Origin of the sequence: Bradyrhizobium tropiciagri, from assembly GCF_018130505.1 — a bacterium.
GTDB classification, from domain to species: domain Bacteria; phylum Pseudomonadota; class Alphaproteobacteria; order Rhizobiales; family Xanthobacteraceae; genus Bradyrhizobium; species Bradyrhizobium tropiciagri_B.
Window position 1 is genome coordinate 179,715 of sequence record NZ_JAFCKH010000010.1, and the last position, 22,761, is coordinate 202,475.

The 22,761-nt window shown below is 66.2% G+C and carries 22 protein-coding genes; 9 read left to right on the plus strand and 13 right to left on the minus strand.

The features are described 5' to 3' along the window. Positions 1-133: 133 nt before the first annotated feature. Positions 134-262 (plus strand): hypothetical protein, encoded by a 129-nt coding sequence (locus JQ633_RS35460; protein WP_283812819.1) that lies wholly within the window; start codon positions 134-136, stop codon positions 260-262. 48 nt (positions 263-310) lie between these two features. On the opposite strand, the gene JQ633_RS25125 is transcribed toward JQ633_RS35460, so the two are convergent. Genes JQ633_RS25125 through JQ633_RS25140 form a run of 4 tightly spaced genes read right to left on the minus strand, consistent with a single transcriptional unit; the run spans position 311 to position 3,928 of the window. After that, a complete protein-coding gene (locus JQ633_RS25125) occupies positions 311-1,066 on the minus strand; it encodes a GntR family transcriptional regulator (RefSeq protein ID WP_211987772.1) in 756 nt (251 codons plus the stop codon). 6 nt (positions 1,067-1,072) lie between these two features. After that, a complete protein-coding gene (locus JQ633_RS25130) occupies positions 1,073-2,050 on the minus strand; it encodes a Gfo/Idh/MocA family protein (RefSeq protein ID WP_211987773.1) in 978 nt (325 codons plus the stop codon). Next, on the minus strand, positions 2,047-2,949 hold the full coding sequence (locus JQ633_RS25135; RefSeq protein ID WP_211987774.1) for an NAD(P)-dependent oxidoreductase: 903 nt from the start codon (positions 2,947-2,949) through the stop codon (positions 2,047-2,049). The genes JQ633_RS25130 and JQ633_RS25135 overlap by 4 nt, the downstream gene beginning before the upstream one ends. 22 nt (positions 2,950-2,971) lie before the next feature. After that, positions 2,972-3,928: a Bug family tripartite tricarboxylate transporter substrate binding protein gene (locus JQ633_RS25140; protein ID WP_211987775.1), complete on the minus strand. Its 957-nt coding sequence runs from the start codon at positions 3,926-3,928 to the stop codon at positions 2,972-2,974. 136 nt (positions 3,929-4,064) lie between these two features. Between JQ633_RS25140 and JQ633_RS25145 the strand changes: the two genes are divergently transcribed. From JQ633_RS25145 to JQ633_RS25155, 3 genes are all read left to right on the plus strand, one after another. Beyond that, the gene (locus JQ633_RS25145; RefSeq protein ID WP_211987776.1) at positions 4,065-4,454 is read left to right on the plus strand and encodes a carboxymuconolactone decarboxylase family protein; all 390 of its coding nucleotides are present in this window, start codon (positions 4,065-4,067) and stop codon (positions 4,452-4,454) included. Positions 4,455-4,515: 61 nt separating this feature from the next. Next, entirely contained in the window at positions 4,516-5,877 is a 1,362-nt protein-coding gene (gene pcaB, locus JQ633_RS25150; RefSeq protein WP_211987777.1) for a 3-carboxy-cis,cis-muconate cycloisomerase, read from the plus strand. Positions 5,878-5,991: 114 nt separating this feature from the next. Further along, positions 5,992-7,248: an aminopeptidase gene (locus JQ633_RS25155; protein ID WP_211987778.1), complete on the plus strand. Its 1,257-nt coding sequence runs from the start codon at positions 5,992-5,994 to the stop codon at positions 7,246-7,248. A gap of 260 nt (positions 7,249-7,508) precedes the next feature. On the opposite strand, the gene JQ633_RS25160 is transcribed toward JQ633_RS25155, so the two are convergent. Genes JQ633_RS25160 through JQ633_RS25170 form a run of 3 tightly spaced genes read right to left on the minus strand, consistent with a single transcriptional unit; the run spans position 7,509 to position 10,374 of the window. Then, complete coding sequence (locus JQ633_RS25160) at positions 7,509-8,441, minus strand: GNAT family N-acetyltransferase (RefSeq protein ID WP_249159651.1); 933 nt, start codon at positions 8,439-8,441, stop codon at positions 7,509-7,511. An 11-nt stretch (positions 8,442-8,452) separates the two neighbouring features. Continuing rightward, positions 8,453-9,502 carry an amidohydrolase family protein gene (locus JQ633_RS25165; protein ID WP_211987780.1) on the minus strand — a complete coding sequence of 350 codons (1,050 nt, stop codon included), beginning with the start codon at positions 9,500-9,502 and terminating at the stop codon, positions 8,453-8,455. A gap of 44 nt (positions 9,503-9,546) precedes the next feature. Continuing rightward, positions 9,547-10,374 (minus strand): MBL fold metallo-hydrolase, encoded by an 828-nt coding sequence (locus tag JQ633_RS25170; RefSeq protein ID WP_211987781.1) that lies wholly within the window; start codon positions 10,372-10,374, stop codon positions 9,547-9,549. Between the two features lie 218 nt (positions 10,375-10,592). On the opposite strand from JQ633_RS25170, the gene JQ633_RS25175 reads away from it, so the two are divergent. Further along, positions 10,593-11,477: an alpha/beta fold hydrolase gene (locus JQ633_RS25175; protein WP_249159652.1), complete on the plus strand. Its 885-nt coding sequence runs from the start codon at positions 10,593-10,595 to the stop codon at positions 11,475-11,477. Between the two features lie 82 nt (positions 11,478-11,559). After that, positions 11,560-12,669: a helix-turn-helix transcriptional regulator gene (locus JQ633_RS25180; RefSeq protein ID WP_211987783.1), complete on the plus strand. Its 1,110-nt coding sequence runs from the start codon at positions 11,560-11,562 to the stop codon at positions 12,667-12,669. A 15-nt stretch (positions 12,670-12,684) separates the two neighbouring features. On the opposite strand, the gene JQ633_RS25185 is transcribed toward JQ633_RS25180, so the two are convergent. From JQ633_RS25185 to JQ633_RS25210, 6 genes are all read right to left on the minus strand, one after another. Beyond that, entirely contained in the window at positions 12,685-13,797 is a 1,113-nt protein-coding gene (locus JQ633_RS25185) for a hypothetical protein (RefSeq protein ID WP_211987784.1), read from the minus strand. Next, on the minus strand, positions 13,797-14,462 hold the full coding sequence (locus JQ633_RS25190) for a 5-bromo-4-chloroindolyl phosphate hydrolysis family protein (RefSeq protein ID WP_249159626.1): 666 nt from the start codon (positions 14,460-14,462) through the stop codon (positions 13,797-13,799). Before JQ633_RS25190 ends, JQ633_RS25185 begins: the two co-directional genes overlap by 1 nt. After that, the gene (locus JQ633_RS25195; RefSeq protein ID WP_211987785.1) at positions 14,463-16,064 is read right to left on the minus strand and encodes a substrate-binding domain-containing protein; all 1,602 of its coding nucleotides are present in this window, start codon (positions 16,062-16,064) and stop codon (positions 14,463-14,465) included. It lies immediately after the preceding gene. After that, positions 16,061-17,119, minus strand: coding sequence for a toxic anion resistance protein (locus JQ633_RS25200; RefSeq protein ID WP_211987786.1), 1,059 nt, complete (start codon positions 17,117-17,119; stop codon positions 16,061-16,063). The genes JQ633_RS25195 and JQ633_RS25200 overlap by 4 nt, the downstream gene beginning before the upstream one ends. A gap of 176 nt (positions 17,120-17,295) precedes the next feature. Beyond that, complete coding sequence (locus tag JQ633_RS25205) at positions 17,296-18,816, minus strand: permease (protein ID WP_211987787.1); 1,521 nt, start codon at positions 18,814-18,816, stop codon at positions 17,296-17,298. Further along, complete coding sequence (locus JQ633_RS25210) at positions 18,813-19,565, minus strand: ABC transporter ATP-binding protein (protein WP_211987788.1); 753 nt, start codon at positions 19,563-19,565, stop codon at positions 18,813-18,815. Before JQ633_RS25210 ends, JQ633_RS25205 begins: the two co-directional genes overlap by 4 nt. A 292-nt stretch (positions 19,566-19,857) precedes the next feature. Here JQ633_RS25210 and JQ633_RS25215 point away from each other — a divergent pair, with 292 nt between their 5' ends. The 3 genes from JQ633_RS25215 to JQ633_RS25225 all read left to right on the plus strand — a co-directional run bounded on the left by JQ633_RS25215 (position 19,858) and on the right by JQ633_RS25225 (position 22,752). Beyond that, positions 19,858-20,733 (plus strand): branched-chain amino acid ABC transporter permease, encoded by an 876-nt coding sequence (locus tag JQ633_RS25215; protein WP_211987789.1) that lies wholly within the window; start codon positions 19,858-19,860, stop codon positions 20,731-20,733. 112 nt (positions 20,734-20,845) lie between these two features. Next, positions 20,846-21,997 (plus strand): branched-chain amino acid ABC transporter permease, encoded by a 1,152-nt coding sequence (locus tag JQ633_RS25220; protein WP_211987790.1) that lies wholly within the window; start codon positions 20,846-20,848, stop codon positions 21,995-21,997. Then, on the plus strand, positions 21,994-22,752 hold the full coding sequence (locus tag JQ633_RS25225) for an ABC transporter ATP-binding protein (RefSeq protein ID WP_211987791.1): 759 nt from the start codon (positions 21,994-21,996) through the stop codon (positions 22,750-22,752). The genes JQ633_RS25220 and JQ633_RS25225 overlap by 4 nt, the downstream gene beginning before the upstream one ends. The last annotated feature ends 9 nt before the right edge of the window (positions 22,753-22,761 follow it).

Sequence of the window (22,761 nt, forward strand, 5' to 3'; positions counted from 1 at the left end):
CGAATTGCAGATGAAATCATTTTTCGATTCGATGAAGGCGTCCTGAAACGGACACGCTCTAGCCTTACGGAGGTCCCTGGCGAGGACGGATCGTCCGGGAAAAGCCTGATCGTCCTGTGGGGTGACGTTACTGATGAAGCAGCCGAATGCCATGCCGTATATGTGGGCGGCCGCTCTGATCGCGGTTGCGATCTGGGGCGCGGTCGGATCGCCGCAAATGGCGCATACGTCGGCGCGGCAGCACTATGCCGGTACCCGCTGACCCGAACTCCGCATTGTCCCACTGCAGGGTGATTCGCAGCCGCGCCTGCTACAGGGCCGGCCGCGGCGACCGCTGCATGTCCATCGTGTAGGTATAGCGCCCTTCGGGGTGCGTGGTGATGGTCACCTCGTACAGCTCCTCCCGCACACCATAATAGCGGCGCACCACGGTGAGCGCCGGCGAGCCGGCCTTGACGCCGAGCGCCTTTGCGATCGGCGCCGGCATGCCGCGCACGAAGATTTCCATCTGGGCGCGCTCGGTGACCTGGCCGTAGCTCTTGGCGATCTGCTCATGCACCGGCGTGCGGCCGTGGTCGCTGCGCTTCACGACGTCGGCGAATTTGCGCAGCACGTAGATCTCGGCCCAGCCCAGCGGGGCCGCGAACTGGTCCGCGCGGCGCACCGCCTCGATCAGGAACCAGCTCTTGCCGGGCTCGCATTTGAGCAACGCGGCGAGCTTGCGGTCGGCCACGATGTCGCCGCTTTGCACGACATCGCGGTAGGTTTCGTTGGAATAACGCAGCCACTCGCCGAGCGATTTGACGCTGTGGGTGAACAGCACCGGCGGTTCGGAGGCGATCACCACCGAGCCGAGCCCGGCGCGGCGCACGATCAGGCCCTGCTCGATCAGGATGCGCAGCGCCTCGCGCACGGTCTGCCGGCTCGCCTGGAAGCTTGCCATCAGCTCGGTTTCGGTCGGCAGCAGACTGCCGACCGCATAGGTGCCGAGCCGGATGTCCTTCTGCAGTCCGGTGGCGATGTCGCGGTAGCGGGACGATCTCGCCTTGCCGGGTTTCTCGGACATTGCGGTTTACTGGTATGCCACGTGGCAGCCGACCGGGTGCCCCGTCCGCATCGACTGCAGCGCGGCCTCGAACGCGCCGAGCGTTGCCAGCACATCGGCTTCCAGCACCGGAAAGGGCTTGATGCCCTCGACCGCATCGGCGAAGGCGGCGAGTTCCGCGGTGAGCGTATCGACCGCCGAATATTGCACGGTCGCGGGCGCTTCGCCGGATTTCCGCAGCACCATCGTCACCTCGCCCAGCACCTCCGCCGATCCCTTCGTCCCGAACACATGCACCCGCCAATAGAACGGCGTTGCGCGGATCGTCGCAAGGGTGCCGCTGACGCCATTCACAAAAACAATCGTCAGGGTTGCAGTGTCGAGCGGCGGCGGCCCGGCCTCGCGCGCATTCAAGCGGGCATAGACCTGACTGACCGGGCCGAGCAGGCTGACAAAGCCGTCGAGCACGTGCAGCCCGGCGCCGGTCAGCCCGCCGCCCGGCGATTCCTCCGGCGACAGCCGCCAGCCCTGGGTGATGGCCTGCGAGTTCTCGTTGCTGTTGTGGCCCTCGACATGCAGGACGGTTCCGAGCTCGCCACTGGCGACGATCGCGCGCAGCGCCTGCATCGACGGCCAGAACCTGCGGTTATGCCCGACCGCCAGCACCACGCCGGCGCTGCGGCAGGCGGCGAACATCTCCGCCGCGTCGGCGCGCTTCAACGCGAGCGGTTTCTCGCAAAACACCTGCTTGCCGGCCGCCGCGGCCGCGATCACCTGGTCCTTGTGCAGGGAATGCGGCGTCGCCAGCAGCACCGCGTCGATGGCGGGATCGGCCAGCACGGCGTCCATGCTGGTGAGCGTGCAGCCGTGCGCCGCGCAAAAGCTCTCGGCGTGGCCCGCGTCGGGTTCCACCGCACTGACGATCCGAAGCCGCGGCTCGTTGCGCGCGGCTTCGACCAGCGCGCGGCCCCATCGGCCAAGACCCGCGATCGCGCAGTTGATCATGCCCTTCCTCCGCCGCCTTCTCCGCTGCCTCTGTCCCGCCCGGCGCGGATCGCTTCGATCACTGTGGCGCTGTCGCCGTCCGGGCCCTGCAAGGCGATCGCCGCGCGCAGCAGGCTGGCCTGTGCCGTCGTCATCGGCAAGGGCAGGCCGCGCTTGCCGGCCTCGCGCAGGATCAGCTCGGCATCCTTCAGCGTCTGCGCGATGTGCGATTGCGGCGTGAAATCCCGCGCCAGCATCTTCTCGCCCTTGCTGTCCATCACGGCGGAATAGGCCGCCGACCGGCGCGCGGCCGCAAGGAAGCCGGCACCGTCGAGGCCGAGGCTTTCGGCGAAGACGATGCCTTCGGCGAGCGCGGCGCGGTTGGACTGCAGGATCAGATTGATGGCGAGCTTGGTGCGGCTGGCATTGCCGATCGCGCCGACATCGATCCGCTGCGGGCAGGTGACGTCGAGCGTCGCCGCGGCGGCGTCGATGGCCCCGGCGTCGCCCGCGACCAGCGCGGTGGCGGTGCCAGCGCGGACCTCCGCGCTGGTGCCCGAGATCGGCGCCTCGATGAAGGCGAGATGCGAACGCGCAGCGAATTCGGCGATGACGGCGATGTCCCCGGGCGCGCAGGTGGTGGTGCAGATCACCAGCGGCGGCAGCCTGGCGTTGGCGAGGTCGGGCAGAAGGCTCTTGACCTGCGCGGCGTCATAGACCGCGATGACGACGGTCCGGCAGCGCTCCGCCACCTCGGCCGCGAAGGCCGCGAATTCGGCGCCGCTTGCCCTCAATCCATCCGATTTGGCCACATCGACGTCGAAGCCGATCACCCCGATGCCGGCGTCGATCAGGCGGGCGGCCAGCGCCGATCCCATCAGCCCGAGGCCGATCACCCCGACCGGTGCGTTGCTGCTCATGGCGGGACCTCGCCGCTTCCGTCTATTGCGGCTGGATGCCGGCCGCCTTCATTTCGGCCGACCAGCGAACCACCTCGCCCTTCACGAACGCGCCGAACTCGGCCGGCGCCAGCGGCGAGACGATCACGCCGACATCGGCGAGCTTCTTCTTCGTCTCCGGCATCGCCAGGAACTTTGCGCATTCGGCGTAGATGCGATTGACCACCGGCGCCGGCGTGCCGGCCGGGGCGAACAGTCCGTACCAGATGGTGGCCTCGAAGCCGGGCATGACCTCGGCCAGCGCGGGCAGGCCGGGCGTCAGCTCGTTGCGGGTCGCCGAAGTCACGCCGATGCCGCGCAGCGTGCCGCCCTGCATCTGCGGGATCGCCACCGAGAAATCGCCGAAGGTGAGATCAATCACGCCGGCCATCACGTCGGTCATCGCCTGCGGCACGCCGCGATAGGACGCTGCCACCAGCGACATCGCGCCGCGCGACTGCAGCTGCGCGATCGAGATCTGCGAGGCACCCGAGCCGTAGCCCGCGGTCAAGTTCGGATGGGCCTTGGCGTAATCGAGAAACTGCGGCAGGTCCTTAGGCTCGGATTTCGGGTTGATCAGCAGCACCATCGCCGTCGTGGTGGTGCGGATGACCGGCACGAAGTCCTTCACCGGATCGTAGGACAGGTTCTTGAACGTCGCGACGTTGCTGGCATGCGTGGTGTTGGTGCCCATCAGCAGCGTGTAGCCGTCAGGCGCGCTGCGCGCGACCTCCTGGGCGCCGATGCTGCCGAGCGCACCGGCGCGGTTCTCGATCAGCACGGTCTGGCCGAATGCATCCTGCAGATATTGGCCGATCAGCCGCGCGACATTGTCGGGACCGGCGCCGGCCGGGAAGGGCACGATGATCTTGATCTGGCGCTGCGGGAAATCCTCCGCGGCGAGCGCCGGTGCCGTAAGATTGAGGAGCAGGACGACAAGCAAGCCCAGGCGCAATTTCATCCCGATCCCCCTCCTATCTGTTTTGATATATTTATACGGACAAATATCATAATGATGCAAGCTGTCGGCTCGCTGGCGAATTGAGGCCCGTCGAATTTATCCGTATATATGTGTCGACACAGGGAGCCAGACGACGATGGTGGATGTCAGCGATCTCCACGCCCGCGGGCTGCGCCGGCGCCGGAAGATGTTCGGCGAGGCCGATGTTGCGAAGCGGATGGCGGCCGCGGGCGATTTCGGCACGCCGTTGCAGGACATCATCAACGCCTATGTCTATGGCGACGTCTGGGAGCGCAGCGGGCTCTCCGACCCGATCCGCAGCCTGGTCATGCTCGGCATCACGGCGGCGAGCGGCAAGACCGCCGAGTTCCGCGTCCATGCCAAGGGCGCGCGGGCCAATGGCTGCACCGCGGCGCAGGTGCAGGACGTGCTGCTGCTGGTCGCGATGTATTGCGGCGTCCCGGCCGCGATCGAGACCAGCAAGATCGCAGCGGAGGTGTTCGGCGAGGTCGCGGCGGAGGGGTAGGGCGCCCGCGCGTGTCGTGATAGGGACGAAGCCGAACCGCGACCGGCCACAGGATACGCTTATGCCCGCCTTCCCGACCTCGACCACCGTGCTCGATTCCGTGCTGTTCCGCGACGCCTTCGGCACGCGCGAGATGCGCGAGGTGTTTTCCGACCTGCGTCTGATATCGCGCTACGCCGAGGTGGAGGTCGCGCTGGCCAAGGCTGAGGCACGCTGCGGCGTGATCCCGGCCGATGCAGCCGAGGCAATCGCAAACCGCACCGATGTCGCCGCGCTCGATTTCGAGCTGCTGCGCCAGGAGACCGACAACGTCGGCTATCCGATCCTGCCGCTGGTGCACCAGATGGTGAAGCAATGCGGCGAGGCCGGGCGCTACGTGCATTGGGGCGCCACCACCCAGGACATCATGGACACCGCCGTGGTGCTGCAATTGCGCGATGGCCTGAAGATCGTCGAGGACGACATCGCCGTGCTCCGCGGCATCCTCGCGGATCTTTCGAAGCGCCACCGCGACACGCCGATGGCGGGCCGCACCCACCTGCAACAGGCGCTGCCGGTCACCTTCGGCTACAAGACCGCGATCTGGCTCGCCGCGTTCGACCGCCACGCCGAACGGCTGGCCGAGCTGAAGCCGCGCGTGCTGGTCGGCCAGTTCGCCGGCGCCGCCGGCACGCTGGCTTCACTCGGCAACAAGGGATTCGCCGTACAGCAGGCGCTGTGCGAGGAGCTCGGCCTCGGCGTTCCGGTCTCGACCTGGCACGTCGCGCGCGACGGCCTCGCGGAAGCGGTGAACTTCCTCGCACTGGTTACGGGGACGCTCGGCAAGATCGCGCTCGACATCATGATCATGGCATCGACCGAGTTCGCCGAAGTCTATGAGCCGTTCGTGAAGGGACGCGGCGCCTCTTCGACCATGCCGCAGAAGCGCAACCCGATCTCGTCGGAGCTGATGCTGGCGGCCTCGAAGGCCGTACGGCAGCATGCCGGCCTGATGCTGGATGCGATGGTGCAGGATTTCGAGCGCGCCACCGGCCCATGGCACGCCGAATGGATGGCGATCCCGGAAAGCTTTGTCCTCACCGCGGGCGCGTTGCATCAGGCGAAGTTCGCGCTCGGCGGGCTGATCGTGGATGAGAAGCGGATGGCCGCCAATCTCGACATCAGCCGCGGGCTGATCGTTGCCGAAGCCGTCATGATGGGGCTGGCGCCTGCGATCGGGCGTCAGGAGGCGCATGACGTGGTCTACGACGCCTGCCGTGCCGCCAACGACAGTGGCCTGACCCTGGCCGAGGCGCTTGCGGCCGATGACCGGGTGGCGAGCCGGATCGATCGTGCGACCATCGACCGCCTGACAGCGCCGCAGAACTATCTCGGACTCGCCCCTGATATGGTCGATCGCGTGCTGGCTTCAATGAAGCGGTAAATTGTGCGGCATCCGCTCGCCGTCGCGTGATCGGCGATCCCGGCAGGAACCTTGCGAACGCGGATCAAATTGGACTACGAATCGGTCAATTCTCCAATCGACACTGGATGCTTCATGACTGCACATCAGCGCAATCTTTCCGCCTCGATCGATCCCGTAAAGCTCGACCGGCTCGCCGAAGTCGCGGTCAAGGTCGGGCTGCAGCTGCAGCCTGGTCAGGATCTGCTGCTGACCGCGCCGGCGGTGGCGATGCCGCTGGTGCGGCGGATCGCGGAGCACGCCTACAGGGCCGGCGCCGGCCTCGTGACGCCATTCTTCTCCGATGAAGAGTTGACGCTGGCGCGCTACCGCTACGCGCATGATGCGAGCTTCGATCGGGCCGCGACCTGGCTCTACGAGGGCATGGCGAAGGCGTTCGGCGAGAATACCGCGCGGCTTGCGATCGTCGGCGACAATCCGATGCTGCTGTCGGGCGAGGATCCGGCCAAGGTCGCGCGCGCCAGCAAGGCGAATTCGATCGCCTACCAGCCGGCGCTGGAGAAGATCGTCAATTTCGATACCAACTGGAACATCATCGCCTATCCGAGCACGTCCTGGGCAAAGCAGGTCTTTCCTGACGATGCCGAAGATGTGGCAGTGGCGAAACTCGCCGATGCGATCTTCTCGGCGTCGCGGGTCGACCAGGACGGCGCCGTCGCCGCCTGGGAGAAGCACAACGCGAAACTGCGCGAGCGCACCCAATGGCTGAATGGCCAGCGCTTCCATGCGCTGAAATATTCCGGCCCGGACATGGACCTCGTGATCGGGCTCGCCGACGGCCATGAATGGGAAGGCGGCGCCTCGACCGCCAAGAACGGCATCGTCTGCAATGCCAACATCCCGACCGAGGAGGTCTTCACCACGCCGCACTGTCGTCGCGTCAGCGGCCATGTCGTCTCTTCCAAGCCGCTGTCCTATCAGGGCACGCTGATCGACAACATTTCGGTCAAGTTCGAGGAGGGCCGCATCGTCGAGGCCAAGGCCTCGCGCGGCGAGGAAGTGTTGAAGAAGGTGCTCGACACCGACGAGGGCGCGCGCCGGCTCGGCGAGGTCGCGCTGGTGCCGCACTCATCGCCGATCTCGAAGAGCGGGCTGCTGTTCTTCAACACCCTGTTCGACGAGAACGCGGCGTCGCACATTGCGCTCGGACAATGCTACTCGAAGTGCTTTGTGAACGGCGACAAGCTGACGCCGCAGCAGATCGCGGAGCAAGGCGGCAACAAGAGCCTGATCCATATCGACTGGATGATCGGCTCCGCCAACACGGATATCGACGGTATCCACGCCGACGGCCGCACTGTGCCGGTGTTCCGCAAGGGTGAGTGGGCGTAGGGCGCCGATAGCCGGTCTCGCGGCGCCGATCCCACGAGCCTGAGCTTGTGAATCCTTCGCGAAGACGAAAGACCCGTCATCCCCGCGCAAAGGCTTTGCCTTTGTCGCTGGAGGTGCGAGCGGAGCGAGCCTCGACGGATCGACGGCCACCAGCCCGGCCGATCCATCCTTCGAGGCTCGCAAGGGCTCGCGCCTCCAGCGACAAAGGCAAAGCCTTTGCGCGGGGATGACGGGTCGTAGTGCGCGCTCTTTGCGCCCCGCTACCGAAGCAGCCGCGCCCGCGCTGCGATCAATTCGGTTCGCGTGGCGCTGAAGCGGCAGGTTTCGTGCTGTGGCCGGAAGCCGAGGCGGCGGTAGATCTTCAGCGCGGCGGCGTTTCGGCTCGAGACGTTGAGCCAGCATGGGTGCTCGACCGAAACGTCGTGCGCGGTCAGCACGCGGTAGAGCAGCAACTGGCCGAGCCCGCGTCCCTGCCGCACCGGATCGACGGCCATCGATTCGATCCACATCGAGTTCTGCTCCGGCTCGGTCAGGCAGAAGCCCGACATCTGTCCGTCCTCGGACGCGATCCAGACTTCGCTATCGATCAAGAGCTGCGCCATCTCCTCGGGCGAGTAGAGGCGGAACGCGGCGTCGGAGGCATAGGCGGCGTTGTGGATGCGTGCGACCTCGCCGGCGCAATGGGTCACGTCGGTGACCCGCTCGATCGAGGCGCGTGCGGCGGCAAGAGTCCGGGACGGCTGCAGCGGTTCCACGCACTTCATCCCGATCTCGGATCCGATATGAACAAAGCCGAATCTGGTCACGAAGGCCATGCCGGCAGGCCAGTCGGGGCTGACCTGCGTCTGCACGGTCAGATCGGGCTCGGCGTCGATCGCCAGCACATCGTCGAACAGCGCCAGGCCGACGCGCCGGCGCCGCGCCTCGGGGGCTACGACGATCTTGAGAAAACGCGACTGCTGCGCGCCGTGATCGCGCAGCGAGGACTCAGCGAGCCCAACCAGCCGGCCGCCCCGCTCGGCTATACGAAAGTCGCGGCCGCCGCGGTTCTGCGGCAGCTTCAGGAATTGCTCCCATTGCGGCAGCGTGACCGGGCCTAGCCGCGGTTCCACCGCGGCCGCCCTGGTGTAAAGCGCAACAACCGCTTCCGCATCGGTCTCCCGGAGCGGCCGGATGGTGATGCCGTCATCCATGGTACGCAAGTTTACCCGATATCGAGCCGATAAACATCCTTCGCCGTCTGCAAGAACAGGGCCGTCTTCTCGACTTCGCTATATTGGGAAGCAAGCCGTTTGAAGGCGTTGAAGATCACCTGATAGCTGCACTGGCCTTTATCAGGTGGGAAGTTGCTCTCGAACATGCAACGGCTCGGGCCGAAGGCTTCAATGCAGGTCTCGACATAGGGCCGCCAGGCGGCGGCGAGTTCCTCAGACGACGGCGGCTTCGGCCGCAGGTGGAAGTCGTAGCCGAGCAGGCACATCGCGAGCCCGCCGAGCTTGACGACGACGTTCGGGCACTTGGCGATCTCCTGGATCGATGCCTTCCAGACCGGAAACACCTCGGCGCGTTTGCCGGCAAAGCGGCCGGTGCCGACCGGGCCGCCGCAATGGTCGAGCACGATCCGCGTGTCCGGAAAGGCGCGGGCGAGGTCGGTGAGTTCGCCGATCTGCGGGTGGAACAGCCATGCGTCGAAGCTGAGGCCGAGCGGCGCGAGGCAGGCAAAGCCCTTGCGGAAGGTCGGATCGAGCAGGATGCCCTTCGGCCGGTTGGCGTACATCTGGGCGACATTGGGGTCTTCATCCCAGGCCGAGGAATGGCGGATGCCGCGGAACCGGCCGTTGCCGGCGGCGATCTCCGCCTCCAGCACGGCCTTGGCCTGATCGCCGATCAGAAGGTTAACGTGGCTGACGATGCCGGCGCAGATCTTGGCCTTGCCGTAGCCGCCGCTGGCCGACATCGCGGCGACGCCGTTGGCGAACTCGACCTCGCCGACCGGCTTGAACGCCTCCGGGCCGTCGGTGCGGTACATCGAGCGGCAGTCGACATAGACGGTGGCGACGATGTTGTGGCCGGAGGCGATGTCGTCGCGCATGTCCTCGATCAGATAGCGCAGCCCGCCGCGGTCCCAGAGATGGTGATGCGGATCGACGATCGGCCTGCCGGCGTCGATCACCTCCTCGGTGTATTGCGCGAGCCAGTCCTCGCGCGGGTTGGCATAGAGCCCGCTCGCGGAGCTGGGTAAGGTGCTTGCCATGAATTTCACTCCCGTTTGGTTTTGCTTGTTGTGGAAGGGGTACGTCAGACGCCGTCGAGGATGATCACCGTCGGTGTGGCCGGCAGCGTGTCGCGCGAGATCCGCAAGGTGCGCTCGCCGCCACGGCGGTCGATCTCGAACTGCTGGCCGATCAGGCGCATGAACTCGTCGAGCGGGGTCGCGAAGCGGTGCATCGGCAGCACCACCGCGGCGCGCAGCCGCTTGGTGATCTCGGAGACGCCGTCGAGCGACATCGTATAGGTGCCGTCGATCGGCACCATCACGATGTCGAGCCGGCCGATCGCGGCGAAATGGCTGTCGTCGAGCTTGTGATGGAGATGGCCGAGATGGCCGATGCAGAGCCCGGCGACCTCGAAGATGAAGATCGAATTGCCGTCCTTGATCATCGCGCCGCCGGAATCCTCGCCCCAATATCGGCGGATGTCGGTGGTGACGTTGCGCACATAGACGTCGCCGATTCGCTCCGCGTAGTGCGCGGGTTGCCCCTTCTCGCCCCAGCCGTGCAGCACATGGGGAATCTTCGGATCCGGAAACAGCGTGTAGTGGGTCTCGTGCGCGCGGTTCATCGTGGCAATGTCGGGCAGCCGGCCGGTGCGGTAGACGCCGTTGTAGTCGGTCGCGATGCGGATGCCGCCGGGCGTGTCGATGTAATAGGTCGAGTGGCCGGCATAGGTGATCGCGACCTCGTCGGCCTTTGCCGCGACGCGCCGGTAGCTGACCGGGACCGCGCGCGGCGGCGCGCCCGCCATCGCCAGGCACTCGCTGCGCTGGGCATCCTGCGCCCAGGCCGGGCCGGTGACGTGGCTGGTGAACGTTCCCAGCAGGACGAGCAAGGCGAGCAATCTCAGCATGACATGTTCCGCCTTCGGGGACATCCGCGCATCCGCCAGACTAGCGCCGAATGGGCGTGTCGTCATGATGACGCGAGCGCATCGCTGCCATGGCGTGGACTGCACGCGATTGCCGGTCGAACCGGCTACGATGCCGCCAACAATGCGCGATCAGGGAGTTCGCCGTGACCGACAATGCTTCCGCGCCGCGCGCGCCATCGACCAAGCGGCTGGAGCCGCTGCGCCACGTCGATGCCGGCGTGCTCAACATCGGCTATTACGAGGCCGGCCCTGCCGACGGTCCGGCCGCGATGCTGATGCACGGCTTTCCCTATGACATTCACTCCTATGTCGACGTCGCGCCGATGCTGGCGGCGCAGGGCTGCCGTGTCATCGTGCCCTATCTGCGCGGCTACGGGCCGACGGTGTTTCGTGATGCGGCGACGCCGCGCTCGGGCGAGCAGGCGGCGGTCGGCGCGGACATGATGGCGCTGATGGATGCGCTTCATATCAAGCGCGCGGTGTTCGCCGGCTATGATTGGGGCGGCCGCGCCGCCTGCGTCGGCGCGGCGCTGTGGCCGGAGCGCTGCGTCGGGCTCGTCAGCGTCAACAGCTACCTGATCCAGGACATCGCCAATGCGATGCTGCCGATGCGGGCGGAGCGCGAGGCGGCGTACTGGTATCAATATTACTTCCAGATCGAGCGCGGCCGCGCAGGGCTCGCGGCCAACCGCCGCAGCATCGCGAAGCTGCTGTGGTCGCAATGGTCGCCGAACTGGGCGTTCGATGAAGCCTGTTTCGAGCGCACCGCGGTCGCGTTCGACAACCCCGACTATGTCGACGTCGTGGTTCACAGCTACCGCCACCGCTACGGCCTCGCCGAAGGCGACCCGCGCTATGCCGACCTGCAGCAGCGGCTCGCAGCCTTGCCCGCTATCACCGTGCCGACCGTCACGCTCGATGGTGCCGGCGACGGCGTCGCTCCGGTTACCGACGGCAGTGCCAGCGCGGCGAAGTTCACCGGCGGGCGGGAGCATCGCGTGATCCCGCGCGCCGGCCACAATTTACCGCAAGAGGAGCCGGAGGCATTTGCCGCGGCGGTGATGGAACTCATCAAGGGGTAAGCGATCGCAGCAAGCTGCCGCATGGCCCGCTCGCGGCGTGCTCTTGCCGCACGACCGCTTCGGCCGCTATGATTGCGGCCATATGATTTCAAGTGAAGAATTTCAGCTTCTAACCGATTCGATCTACGAGGCTGCGGTCGTGCCCGAGCTGTGGCCGGCCGTGTTGGGCCGGCTGTCGGGTCTCATCGACGGCGCCGGCGGCGTGCTGTTCACCACCAATCTGGACCGGATGCGCTGGGAAGCCTCGCCCGACATTCACGACACGATGGTGGAATTTCTCCGCGACGGCTGGGCTGAGAAGAACCCGCGCCCGCAGCGCATGCGGGAGAGCGCGCTGCTCGGCTTCGCGAGTGATCATGATCACTTTACGCCGGAAGAACTCGCCAGCGATCCGGTCTACGAATTCTACCGCAGGCGCGGCCTCGGCTGGGCGGTCGGAACCATGTTCGACGTGCCGAGCGGCGATACCATCATCTTCTCGTTCGAGCGGCGCCACGCCATCGGTCCGGTCGACCGCAGCGTGATCGAGTTCTTCGATCGGCTCCGGCCGCACCTCGCGCGTTCCGCGTTGCTTGCCGCACGCCGCGGACTGGAGCGAGCGCGCGCGATGGCTCACGCGCTCACCGAGGTGGGATTGCCGGCGGCGGTTCTGCGCGGATCAGGCCGGTTATACGCGGCCAATGCGCTGTTCGAGGCACTGGTGCCGGAGACCTGCAGTGACAGGCTCGAGCGACTGGTCTTCACCGATCCGGCGATCGATCGTCTGTTCGCGAATGGACTGGAGATGCTGGCGCGTGCTCCGGTCGTTGCCGCGGGCCGGAGCGTCTGCTCGATTCCGATTCCGGCCCGGCATGACAGGATGCCGATGATCGTTCACCTGCTGCCGGTGCGTCGCACGGCGCAGGATTTCTTCTCGCAGGCGTCGGCTCTGGTGGTGATCACGCCGGTCGATCGTACCGTGGTGCCGAACGCGGAATTGATCGCCGGCCTGTTCGATCTGACGCCGGCTGAAGCCCGTGTCGCGCGCGGGGTGGTCGCCGGGTTGACGCTGGACGTCATCGGCAGGGACGCGGGGGTCACGCGCGCGACCGTGCGCAACCAGCTCAAGGCCGTCTTTGCCAAGACCGGGCTCAATCGTCAGGTGGATCTCGTCGCGCTGCTTGCGGGACTTGCGCTTCCCAGCGCCGATTGATCCGGCGTCCGCAGCTTACGCGGTCGAGAGCCGGTCGAGCAGCGCCAGCATCACGGGCGCGTCGGGGATCGGCAGCACCGCGTCGATGCGTTCGATCAGGCGCGATTGCAGCAGCGCATTGCGCGCCTTGCCGATGGTGCCGAGCGGCCCGCGGAAGCCATGTTCCTCCCAGGCGAGCTCGAGCAGGCTTTCGCTCACCAGCGCATCAATCAATTCGTCGGCGGCGCGATCGATGCTGATCAGCGGGTGGGCCGAGAAGGCGGTCGGTTTCGGATACAGGATCACCGGCTTCGACGGCGCGTTGGCCTCGACCCGCTTCCAGCGCTCGGCGTCCTGCAGCACCCACTCGATCAGCTGGTTCTCGTAGCCGACGATCAGCGGCTGGGCGCCGGCGCCGCCGGCGATGTAGTCGTCGAAAAGTTTTCCTGACGACGGCGGCTTGTAGCCCATGCGGCGGAACACGGTCGCGACGTCGCCGTCGATCTTGCCGAGCGAATCCAGCGCAATCACGTCGCCGCTGAGCAGGCTCGCGGTCAGCCCCGCGAACATGAAGCCGGAATTCGACTTGTTCGGATCGGTCGAGACCACGCGGGCGCGGCCGAACAGGCCGGCGACGCCCATCGCCTCCCAGGTCTCGCCGGCGATGATCGCCTTCAATACTTTCAGCAAGTCCACCGTGTAGCGCGGGCCGCCGGCCGGCTCGGCGAAGCCGCCCTTGACCAGGCCGTCGGCGATGCGGTCCCAGGAATACAGCACGATCGGCGAGTTGAAGATCACCTGGTCGCGCGAAATCTTGACGCCGGACGAGCGCGCGACGTCGACCAGCACGGAGGAGGACGGCCACAGGAATTGCGGCTTCTGGTCGAGCAGCGTGCGCTCGCGCACCATTTCCACCGAGCCGGCGCGCCGCGCGTCGAGGATCAGGCCGAATCGGCGCTCCAGCACGCTGCGGACATTCGCATTGGCGAGGAAGCCTTCCTTTTCGCCGCCGGCGAAGCCGAACAGCCGCTTCGGCTCGCCGAACCGGCCGGCGATCTCCGGATGCTGGCGCAGATAGACATAGCCGCCGGTGCCGGCGGCGCTGGCGGCGAGCAGGCCGAGACCGAAAGCCCGACGGGAAATGGCCATCAGGCTCTCCTCTTGTCCGGATCGGACGGCGCCGGCAGTGCCGACGGCCCGAGATCCTCGTCCAGCGAACTCTTCAGCAGCTTGAGCTCGACGTCGAGATTGTCGAGGTCGGCTTCCTGCAGGTTCGCGGCGTAATGGGTGAAGGCGGTGTCGAGGCGGTCGATCAGGTCGCTGGTCGTTGCGAGCCGCGCCGGGTCGCGGCCGCCGCTCTTCTCGAGCACGGCATAGGCCTCGGCGAGATCGGCGGCGCGCGGCAGATAATAGGTCAGGAAGCGGCGCACCCGATCGATCCGCAGCGGCTCTTCTTCGACGCCGGCGAAGATCTCGCGCGAGGTCTTCGCCAGATGGCGGACCCGCTCGGCGACCTTCTTGGTGCGGATCGTGCTGACCGCGACCTCGAGCCGGATCGCCAGCGGTTCGGCATCGGTCAAAAGCTCGCGCGCGAACTCGATCTTGCCGCGCGCCGCGCCGCTGGCATCGAGGCCCTCGAACATCTTGCGCGGCGCGAGCAGCGCCACCACCCCGCCGCCGGCCACGACGCTGATCAGCCCGGCGGCCCAGAACGGCATGCCGACGCCGATCGCGAGCAGCGGCAACAGCACGGCCGCGCCGGCGCCGCCGGCGATCCAGTTCATTCCTGACCATGCCGATGGCATCGATGGCATTCAGTTGTATCCCCGCACGGCACGAAACGCCTGGGTCAGGCTCTTGGTGCCGTCGAACACCCGGCCGCCGGTGAGCGCCGCCAGCTTGTCGAGCTGGCTGCGATCGGCGCCGTCACCGAAGGTGACGCCGAACACCGGCACGCGGTGCCCGTCTTCCCGCCACGGCAGCTCGAACGTCGTCATCACACCCTGGCTCTTGCCGTCAGTCATAATGACAATGGCGGGCAGATGTTGTCCACGGTCGAGAAACGGCTTCATGGCGTCGAGCGCCCGCGCCGCACAGGTGTAGAAATCGGTGCCGCCATTGGCGCGCAGCTGCAGCGCCTTGTCGAGCAGCCCGGCCTGGGCCGCATCGTCGCCGCCGGCGGACGCGCTCCACAGCACGTGATCGCTGAACGGCAGCACGATGATCTGGTCCTCCTTCGACCATTGCACCAGCACCTCGCGGGTGCGCGCCGGCGTGAACAGGAACCGCATCGCGTCGAGCAGCTGCGTTTCGCCATGGCCCTGCATGCTGCCCGACACGTCGAGGCACAGCGCGGTCAGCGACGGCCGCCGCAGCGCCTCCTGGTACAGCGCGAGCGCCTTCTGGATCACGGCGGGTTCCGGCGGCCGCACCACGATCAGCGAACGGCCGGGATCGAGATTGGTGGCGGGATCGCCCTTCAGCGGCGCGGCGCGCCCCAGTTCGACGCGGCGACCGGTGGCGGCGATCCGGGCCTGGGTCTCGTTCTTGAGCAGGAAGGCCTGCAGGTCGTTGAAGAAGGCCTCGACCTCCTTGCCGCGCCCGCGATCGACGAAGCCGAGCGGGGAATCGCCGACCGACACGCCGTCCTCGGGATAGACCGCGTAAAGCGGTTCCTGGCGGTCGGCGATCAGGTGGTCGTTGGTCTCCTTGATCACGGCCTCGTAGTTCCACATCGCGTCATACTTTGCGCCGGTCCGCGCGCCTTCGCGATAGAGATCGGCGAGCCAGCCGCTGGAGCCGGACGAGCGCTCGACGCCGCGCAGCAGCCCGCGCACGGTGGCGAGCACCTCGGTCTTGTCGAGATCGCCGGCCTCGATCAGGTCGGGCTTGCCGATCCCGGCCGCGAGCATTGCAAGATAGGCGGCGGCGCCGGAGTTCGATTGCGTTGCCGACGTCATCAGGAATTTCAGCTTGCCGCCTTCGACGGCGGCGAGGATGTCCTTCGTTGTCACCTTGGCGCCGACCCAGCCCAGCGCCTGCGCCTTCGACTTCCTGACGCCGAGGATGACCGGCATCTGGGCGACCGACTTCACCGACTTGACACGCCGTGCGGTGTCGAACATGTCGATCCAGATCGACGCCGCGGGCCACACCGCGTCGGCATCGGGATCGTTGCCCGGCTTGAGCGCCAGCGCGATGTCGAGCGAGCCCTGGTAGCGCACCGTGCAGGTGGCGCGGCGCTGCTCGCAGAACTCCTGCACCATCGGCGCCAGCACCTCGTTCTCGGAGCCGGACAGGATGGTGAATTGCGGCCCCGGCGCCGAGCATGCGCCAAGCACGGCGCCAACGCCCAGCGCGAGCAACAGGCCGGCCGCGAGCTTCACCGCGGCGCGCCTTGGGATGGCGAGGTTCATGTGGGTGACTTGGACAATGCCGATTTCAGCTCGTCAGTCAGCTGCGCCATGCGCTGCTCGATCTCGGCGCGCTTCTTGCGGCCCTGCTCCTGCACATTGAAGACGCCCGTGATGGTGTCGAGCAGATCGCGGTTGGTCTTCTCCAGCGTCTCGATATCGACGATGCCGCGCTGCGACTGCTTCTCGATCTCGATCGCCTGCGTCTTCATCATCTCGGACGCCTGCCGCATCATCTCGTTGGTCGCGTCGGTGACCGTCTTCTGCAGGTCGAGCGCCGATTTCTGCCTCGAGAGGCCGAGCAGCAGGATCATCTTCTGCTTCCAGACCGGAATGGTCAGCTCGGTGGTGGCCTGCAAGTTCTCGATCAGCGTCTCGTCGCCGGACTGCACGATGCGGATCTGCGGCAGCTGCTGGATGCCGATCTGCCGCGCCTGCTGCAAATAGAAGATGCGCTTTTCGAGCCGGTCGAGCGCCTGCGCCGCATCCTGGAAGGTCTGCGCGGCCAGCAGCGCGTCGCTGCCGCCCGCGGCTCCCTTCGCGGCCTGCTCCAGCTCGACCAGCTTGCCGCGGCGGAAATCCTCCACGAAGGCCTTGCCGGCCGCGATGTGCGAATCGAGATCGACCAGCGACTCCTTGGTCTGCTCATGCAGCTCGTCGAGCACCGCGATGTCGCGGCGCAGCGTCTCCTTGTTGCGATCGAGCTCGACGCAGACGCGGTCGATCTGCGAGGCGACGTCGCCGAACTGCTCGGTGAAGCGCCGCAGCCGCGCTTCCATCGAGGAGAACAGGCGGGTGAGGAAGTTGCCGTCCTTGAGCGAGGCGGGGTCGAGGCTGCGTGCCTTGGCGAGGATGTCGGACAGCAGCTTGCCGGTCGGGCCGAGCTCGCGGTTCTGGGTCTGGGCCAGGATGCGGTCGGCGAACTCGACCACCGAACGCTGCGCGCGATCGCCGAAGGTGACGATGCGCGACCGGTCGGCGATGTCGATCTCGGATCTGATTCGCGCGACTGCGGACGCATCCACCATCACCGCCGGGACATTGATGGTCTCGCTCATCCGCTTCCTCTCCTGTGTTTCGCCCTCAGGCAAAAAATGGTGTCTGGTCAGAAGTCCAGCAAGATAACGATCGCACCCGAACGATTCGTGACAGCGCCGGATTTGTCCCTGCTATCCAAGTCGTCCGAAATCCGTATCCGGTTCAATGGGATAGTGAATATTTTCCGCGCTAGCCGTCAATCGCGCCGCGGGCTGATCTTCCAAGCGGCGGCGAGCAGCATCAGCGTCAGAATGCCGCTGACCGCGGCCGCGATCGGGATGATCAGGGCCAGCGCGGCGGTCGCCGCCCAGCCGATCGAGCAGAACGCCTCCGCGAAGGTCGCGATGCGCGAGGAGGTCTGGCGCCGGCGGAACTGGCTGCGCCTCGCCTGCGCGCGGAACCAGAGCTGGATCGCGGCGGCGGACGCGGTCACGACCATCACCGCGACCGCGGTGACGACGGCCTGCAGCGGCGAGGCGAATGCCAATGCAATGATCATCGGCGCGAAGATCACGGCGATTGCGATCAGCACCACCTCGATCTTGGCGCGGATCACCCGCGACGGCGGCAGCGGTGCGGTCGCTACCAGATCGGCGGCGTCCTCGCCCGAGATCGTCAGCCAGGCGAGCCCGCCGGCGAGCTGGCCAGCGGCCATCACCATGACGGGCGTGATCAGCACGATCGCGGTCGATGAATCGGAGAAGCTGCGCCACAGCATCAGCGCCGGCGGCACCAAATACAGCATCTGCATCAGGCTCTGCGACAGCAGCCACGGATCGCGGCGCAGCAGCAGAAATTCCTTCCAGCGCAGCGCCTGCGGCCGCGAGCCGGCACGGAATGCGCGGGCACGCCCGCGCGCCGCCACCGCCGGATTGGCCGCGACGCTGACCACCGTGTCGGCAAAGCGCGGCGCGAACACCGCCATGACGACGCCGAGCAGCACCAGCGCGGCGGCGACCAGCAGCAGCATGAGATTGAGATTGCCGAGCACGGCGCGCGCCAGCCACCAGACCAGACTGTCGGGATCGGGCGCAATCCGCGCCGCGGTGTCGGAGGTCAGGACGGCAAAGCGCGACAGCGTCCCGTAGGACAGCACGGCCACGATCTGCAGCGCGATGACGAAGCCGGCGCCGATGATGGCGGAGACGATCTGCGCCACCAGCCGCGTCCGGCTCGGTCCGATCAAACGGAACAGCCAGACCGTGACCGTAATCGCGACGGCCGCCGCCGACAGGCCGAGCGCGACGACGAGGCCGAAGCCGGCGAGCCAGCGCGGGCCGCCGAGATAGGCCAGAACGTCGATGAACGGCGCCGAGAACAGCAATCCCATGCCGGTCACGGTCAGCGCGATGGCGGCGATGCGGACCGAGAAGATGCTGGTCAGCTGCACCGGCGACGACATGATCAGGTCGAGGTCGGCGCGTGCATAGAACACCCGCGTCACCGATTCGATGGCCTGCGACAGCAACAGTGCCCATGACAGGAAGATCGTCGCGCTCAGCACGATCAGCGACGAGGGATCGAGCGGGAATTGCATATCGGCGAAGCGTCCGACCACGGCATAGGCCGGCAGATGCAGCGCCGCGGCGAAGATCAGGATGCCGATCACGGCGCGATTGCGCCGGCGCCGGCCGCCGGTCATCATCGCCAGCCATTCACGCCAGGCGAGGCGGAATTCGTGGCGGGCGAACCAGGTGAGATGGGCGGCCGAGCTCACGCGGCGGCCGCCTCGGTGTCGACCAGCGCGATGAACATGTCCTCGAGGCTGGTATCGTTGCGTCCGTTCTGCTGGCGCAGCTCGGCGAGCGTGCCTTCGGCGATCAGTTTGCCGGCCGCGATGACACCGATCCGGTCGGCCATCCGCTCGGCGACTTCGAGAATATGGGTGGTCATGATCACGGTGCAGCCGTTGCGCACGCGCTCCTGCAACAGCCCTTTGACGTGACGCGCCGACAGCGCGTCGAGCCCGGTCAGCGGTTCGTCGAGGATGATCAGGCGCGGATCGTGCACCAGCGCGCCGGCGAGCGCCACCTTTTGGCGCATGCCCTTCGAAAATCCTTCGCAGCGTTCGTTGAGATGCTGCTCGAGCCCGAGCGACACCAGCAGATCGCGCGCCGTGGTCTCCGACTGCCTGGGGTCGACGCCCCACAGGCCGGCGACGAATTCGAGGTATTCCAGCGGCGTCAGCTTGTCGTAGATCATCGGCTCGTCCGACACCCAGGCCATGATCTGCTTGGCGCCGACCGGATCCTGCAGCGCATCGATGCCGAGGATCGAGACCGACCCGGCGTCGGGCTTGAGCAGCCCCGCGACCATGCGCAGCGTCGTGGTCTTGCCGGCACCGTTCGGGCCGAGCAGCGCGTAGAACTCGCCGACACGCACGGTGAGATCGAGCGCATCGACCGCCGGGCGGTCAAAACACTTGGTTAACCCTCGCACGGCGAGTGCGGATGGCGCTGATGTCATGACAGGTGGCGGTCCGGTGCTGCGCTCTTCGGTTGTACACCCTGCGACAAAACTGTTTCGCTGCAGTGAATAACGCCAGGCAAATCGAAGGCGATATCCGTAAAAGTCCGTGCTGCGGCATTTCTCCGCAAATGTAATGATGTTGATGGGCCAGCGCTTTGTTGACACGGATCGGGCCTTTTGGCTCAATCCGGCACGGACATAGGCGGCTTTCAGCGCTTGCGACACAAGGGCGCGAAGGCGGGATGCACCAGGCGATCGCAAAGAATCGCCGGGCATCGGGGAGGGAACGATGCTGGACTTCGTTCAGCAGCTCGTCAGCGGCATTGCGCTCGGCTGCGTTTACGGCCTGATCGCGCTCGGCTTCGTGCTGGTCTACAAGGCAACCGAGGTCGTCAATTTCGCGCAAGGCGATTTGATGATGCTCGGCGGCTTCTTTGCATTCACCTTCATCGGCCTGCTCGGGCTGAATTACTGGATCGGCTTTGCCGGCGCGGTGATCTGCATGGCGCTGTTCGGCATGCTGGCCGAGCGGGTCGTGGTGCGGCCGATCCTCGGCTATCCGCAATTCTCCATCATCATGGCGACGATCGGGCTCGGCTATTTCCTGCGCTCGGTCACCGGCATGATCTGGGGCACCGACGATTTCAAGATCGAGACGCCGTTCAGCCAGGGCGTGCTGCGGATCGGCAGCCTCGTGCTGGCCTATGACAAGCTCTCGGTGATCGCCGCCACCATCATCCTGTGCGCGCTGCTCTACCTGTTTTTCAACCGCACCACGCTCGGCACCGCGATGCGTGCGAGTTCCGAGAACATGCTGGCTGCCTATTACATGGGCATTCCGGTCAAGCGCGTGGTGTCGATCGTGTGGGCGATCTCGGCGGCGGTGGCGACCTGCGCCGGCGTGCTGCTGGCGCCGATCACCTTCATCCATTCCAATGTCGGCCTGGTGCTGGGGCTGAAGGCGTTTCCCGCCGCGGTGCTCGGTGGATTCGGTTCGATTCCGGGCGCCGTGGTCGGCGGCGTCCTGATCGGCGTGATCGAGAGCATGGCCGGCTTCTACCTGCCGCAGGGCTGGAAGGACGTCGCGCCCTACATCGTGCTGCTGGCGGTGCTGCTGCTGAAGCCCGAGGGCCTGTTCGGCCTGCACGTGCGGAAGAAGGTCTAGAGCATGGTCCGGAAAAGTGGGAACCGGTTTTCCGAAAAGATCATGCTCAAACAAGGAGCTGAGGACCTTGATGCGATTCGCTCGAATCGCATTAAGGTCTGAGGAGTAATCGATGCGGTTTCTCTTCAAGACCGATTACGAAGACGACATCAGGCTGTTTCCGCATTCCGGCTACATCTACACCTACGGCCTGCTGCTCGCCGTGCTGCTGATCGCGCCCTATCTGCTCTCCAGCTACCTGATGAGCCAGCTGGTCTTCGTCTGCATCTACGCGACCGTCGGCGTCGGGCTGATGATCCTGACCGGCTTCACCGGACAGGCCTCGCTCGGGCACGCCGCGTTCCTTGCGATCGGCGCCTACACGGCGGCCTATCTGCAGCAATACAACGTGCCGTTTCCGGTCTATTTCCTCGCGGCGGGGCTGCTCACCGGTGTGGTCGGCGCGCTGGTCGGATTCCCGGCACTGCGGCTGCAGGGCATCTATCTCGTGATCGCGACGATCTCCTTTGCCTTCATCGTCGAGGAGATCCTGGCGCGCTGGGAGAGCGTGACCCACGGCAATGAGGGCATGCGGGTGAAGACTATCCAGCTGCTCGGCAACTCCGTGTCGCGCGACGGTCCGGTGTTCTACTATCTCTGCCTCGCGGTGCTGGTGCTGACCATCGTCGGCACGCTCAATCTGCTGCGCTCGCCGACCGGCCGCGCGTTCGTCGCGATCCGCGACAGCGAGACCGCGGCGCGCAGCATGGGCATCAATGTCGCGCTCTACAAGGTGAAGTCGTTCGCGATCTCGGCGGCGATCACCGGCTTTGCCGGCGTGTTGTTCGCGCACAAGCTCTCCTTCATCTCGCCCGAGATGTTCACGCTGCAGCTCTCGATCGAGTTCATCATCGTGATCCTGATCGGCGGCACGTTCAGCCTGCACGGCGCGGTGCTGGGCGCGATCTTCCTCGTCATGATCGATCCGTTCCTGACCTACCTGAAGGACGACATGCCCGGCGTGATCGCCGGCGTCGCCGCGACGTTCGGCGCCGGCACCGAGCGTGCCGCGCATATCCAGGATGCCGTCGCCGCCTTCGCCTCCGCCAACGGACTGAAGGGCGCGATCTACGGCATCATCATCGTCGTGTTCGTGCTGTTTGAACCGCTCGGACTCTATGGCCGCTGGCTCAAGATCAAGCTCTTCTTCCAACTGTTCCCGCTCTACAAGCGCGCGACCTTCAAGCGGCAGAAGATCTACGTAAAATCGGAGCGGAACAGATGAGCTATTTCCGCGCCGAGAATCTCTCGCTGCATTTCGGCGGCCTCAAGGCGGTCGATGCCGTCAGCTTCGCGGTCGAGAAGGGCGAGATCCTCTCGATCATCGGGCCCAACGGCGCAGGCAAGAGCTCGATCTTCAATCTGATCTCGCGGATCTATCCGCCGACCTCGGGCAAGATCTTCTTCGAGGACCAGGACATCACCCAGCAGCCGCCCTACGACATCGCCAGGCTCGGCATTGCCCGCACCTTCCAGAACATCGAGCTGTTCGAGAATGCGACCGTGCTGAGCAACCTGCTGGTCGGCCGCCACCGCCATTCCAGCACCCAGCTCTGGCAGGAGCTGCTGTTCATGCCGAGCGTGCGCGCCGGCGAGAAGCTGCATCGCCGCCGCGTCGAGCAGGTAATCGAATTCCTCGATCTCGAACCTTATCGCGACAAGCTGATCTCCGGCCTGCCCTACGGGGTGCGCAAGGTGATCGAGCTGGCGCGCGCGCTCTGTTCGGAGCCGAAGCTGATCCTGCTCGACGAGCCGTCATCGGGGCTCAATGTCGAGGAGACCGACGACATGTCGTTCTGGATCCGCGACATGAAGAGCGAGCTCGGCATCACCGTGCTGATGGTCGAGCACGACATGACGCTGGTCAACCGCGTCTCCGACCGCGTCATCGCGCTGAATTACGGCCGCGTACTGGCGATGGGCTCGCCGTCCGAGGTGCAGCACCATCCCGACGTCGTCGCGGCGTATCTGGGCGCATGAGGACGATGC

What these genes read in the sequence shown, in the direction of transcription:
- JQ633_RS35460 (WP_283812819.1), top strand. Translation starts at nt 134, where the DNA reads ATGAAGCAGCCGAATGCCATGCCGTATATGTGGGCGGCCGCTCTGATC.
- JQ633_RS25125 (WP_211987772.1), bottom strand. Translation starts at nt 1,066, where the DNA reads ATGTCCGAGAAACCCGGCAAGGCGAGATCGTCCCGCTACCGCGACATC.
- JQ633_RS25130 (WP_211987773.1), bottom strand. Translation starts at nt 2,050, where the DNA reads ATGATCAACTGCGCGATCGCGGGTCTTGGCCGATGGGGCCGCGCGCTG.
- JQ633_RS25135 (WP_211987774.1), bottom strand. Translation starts at nt 2,949, where the DNA reads ATGAGCAGCAACGCACCGGTCGGGGTGATCGGCCTCGGGCTGATGGGA.
- JQ633_RS25140 (WP_211987775.1), bottom strand. Translation starts at nt 3,928, where the DNA reads ATGAAATTGCGCCTGGGCTTGCTTGTCGTCCTGCTCCTCAATCTTACG.
- JQ633_RS25145 (WP_211987776.1), top strand. Translation starts at nt 4,065, where the DNA reads ATGGTGGATGTCAGCGATCTCCACGCCCGCGGGCTGCGCCGGCGCCGG.
- pcaB (WP_211987777.1), top strand. Translation starts at nt 4,516, where the DNA reads ATGCCCGCCTTCCCGACCTCGACCACCGTGCTCGATTCCGTGCTGTTC.
- JQ633_RS25155 (WP_211987778.1), top strand. Translation starts at nt 5,992, where the DNA reads ATGACTGCACATCAGCGCAATCTTTCCGCCTCGATCGATCCCGTAAAG.
- JQ633_RS25160 (WP_249159651.1), bottom strand. Translation starts at nt 8,441, where the DNA reads ATGGATGACGGCATCACCATCCGGCCGCTCCGGGAGACCGATGCGGAA.
- JQ633_RS25165 (WP_211987780.1), bottom strand. Translation starts at nt 9,502, where the DNA reads ATGGCAAGCACCTTACCCAGCTCCGCGAGCGGGCTCTATGCCAACCCG.
- JQ633_RS25170 (WP_211987781.1), bottom strand. Translation starts at nt 10,374, where the DNA reads ATGCTGAGATTGCTCGCCTTGCTCGTCCTGCTGGGAACGTTCACCAGC.
- JQ633_RS25180 (WP_211987783.1), top strand. Translation starts at nt 11,560, where the DNA reads ATGATTTCAAGTGAAGAATTTCAGCTTCTAACCGATTCGATCTACGAG.
- JQ633_RS25185 (WP_211987784.1), bottom strand. Translation starts at nt 13,797, where the DNA reads ATGGCCATTTCCCGTCGGGCTTTCGGTCTCGGCCTGCTCGCCGCCAGC.
- JQ633_RS25190 (WP_249159626.1), bottom strand. Translation starts at nt 14,462, where the DNA reads ATGCCATCGATGCCATCGGCATGGTCAGGAATGAACTGGATCGCCGGC.
- JQ633_RS25195 (WP_211987785.1), bottom strand. Translation starts at nt 16,064, where the DNA reads ATGAACCTCGCCATCCCAAGGCGCGCCGCGGTGAAGCTCGCGGCCGGC.
- JQ633_RS25200 (WP_211987786.1), bottom strand. Translation starts at nt 17,119, where the DNA reads ATGAGCGAGACCATCAATGTCCCGGCGGTGATGGTGGATGCGTCCGCA.
- JQ633_RS25210 (WP_211987788.1), bottom strand. Translation starts at nt 19,565, where the DNA reads ATGACATCAGCGCCATCCGCACTCGCCGTGCGAGGGTTAACCAAGTGT.
- JQ633_RS25215 (WP_211987789.1), top strand. Translation starts at nt 19,858, where the DNA reads ATGCTGGACTTCGTTCAGCAGCTCGTCAGCGGCATTGCGCTCGGCTGC.
- JQ633_RS25220 (WP_211987790.1), top strand. Translation starts at nt 20,846, where the DNA reads ATGCGGTTTCTCTTCAAGACCGATTACGAAGACGACATCAGGCTGTTT.
- JQ633_RS25225 (WP_211987791.1), top strand. Translation starts at nt 21,994, where the DNA reads ATGAGCTATTTCCGCGCCGAGAATCTCTCGCTGCATTTCGGCGGCCTC.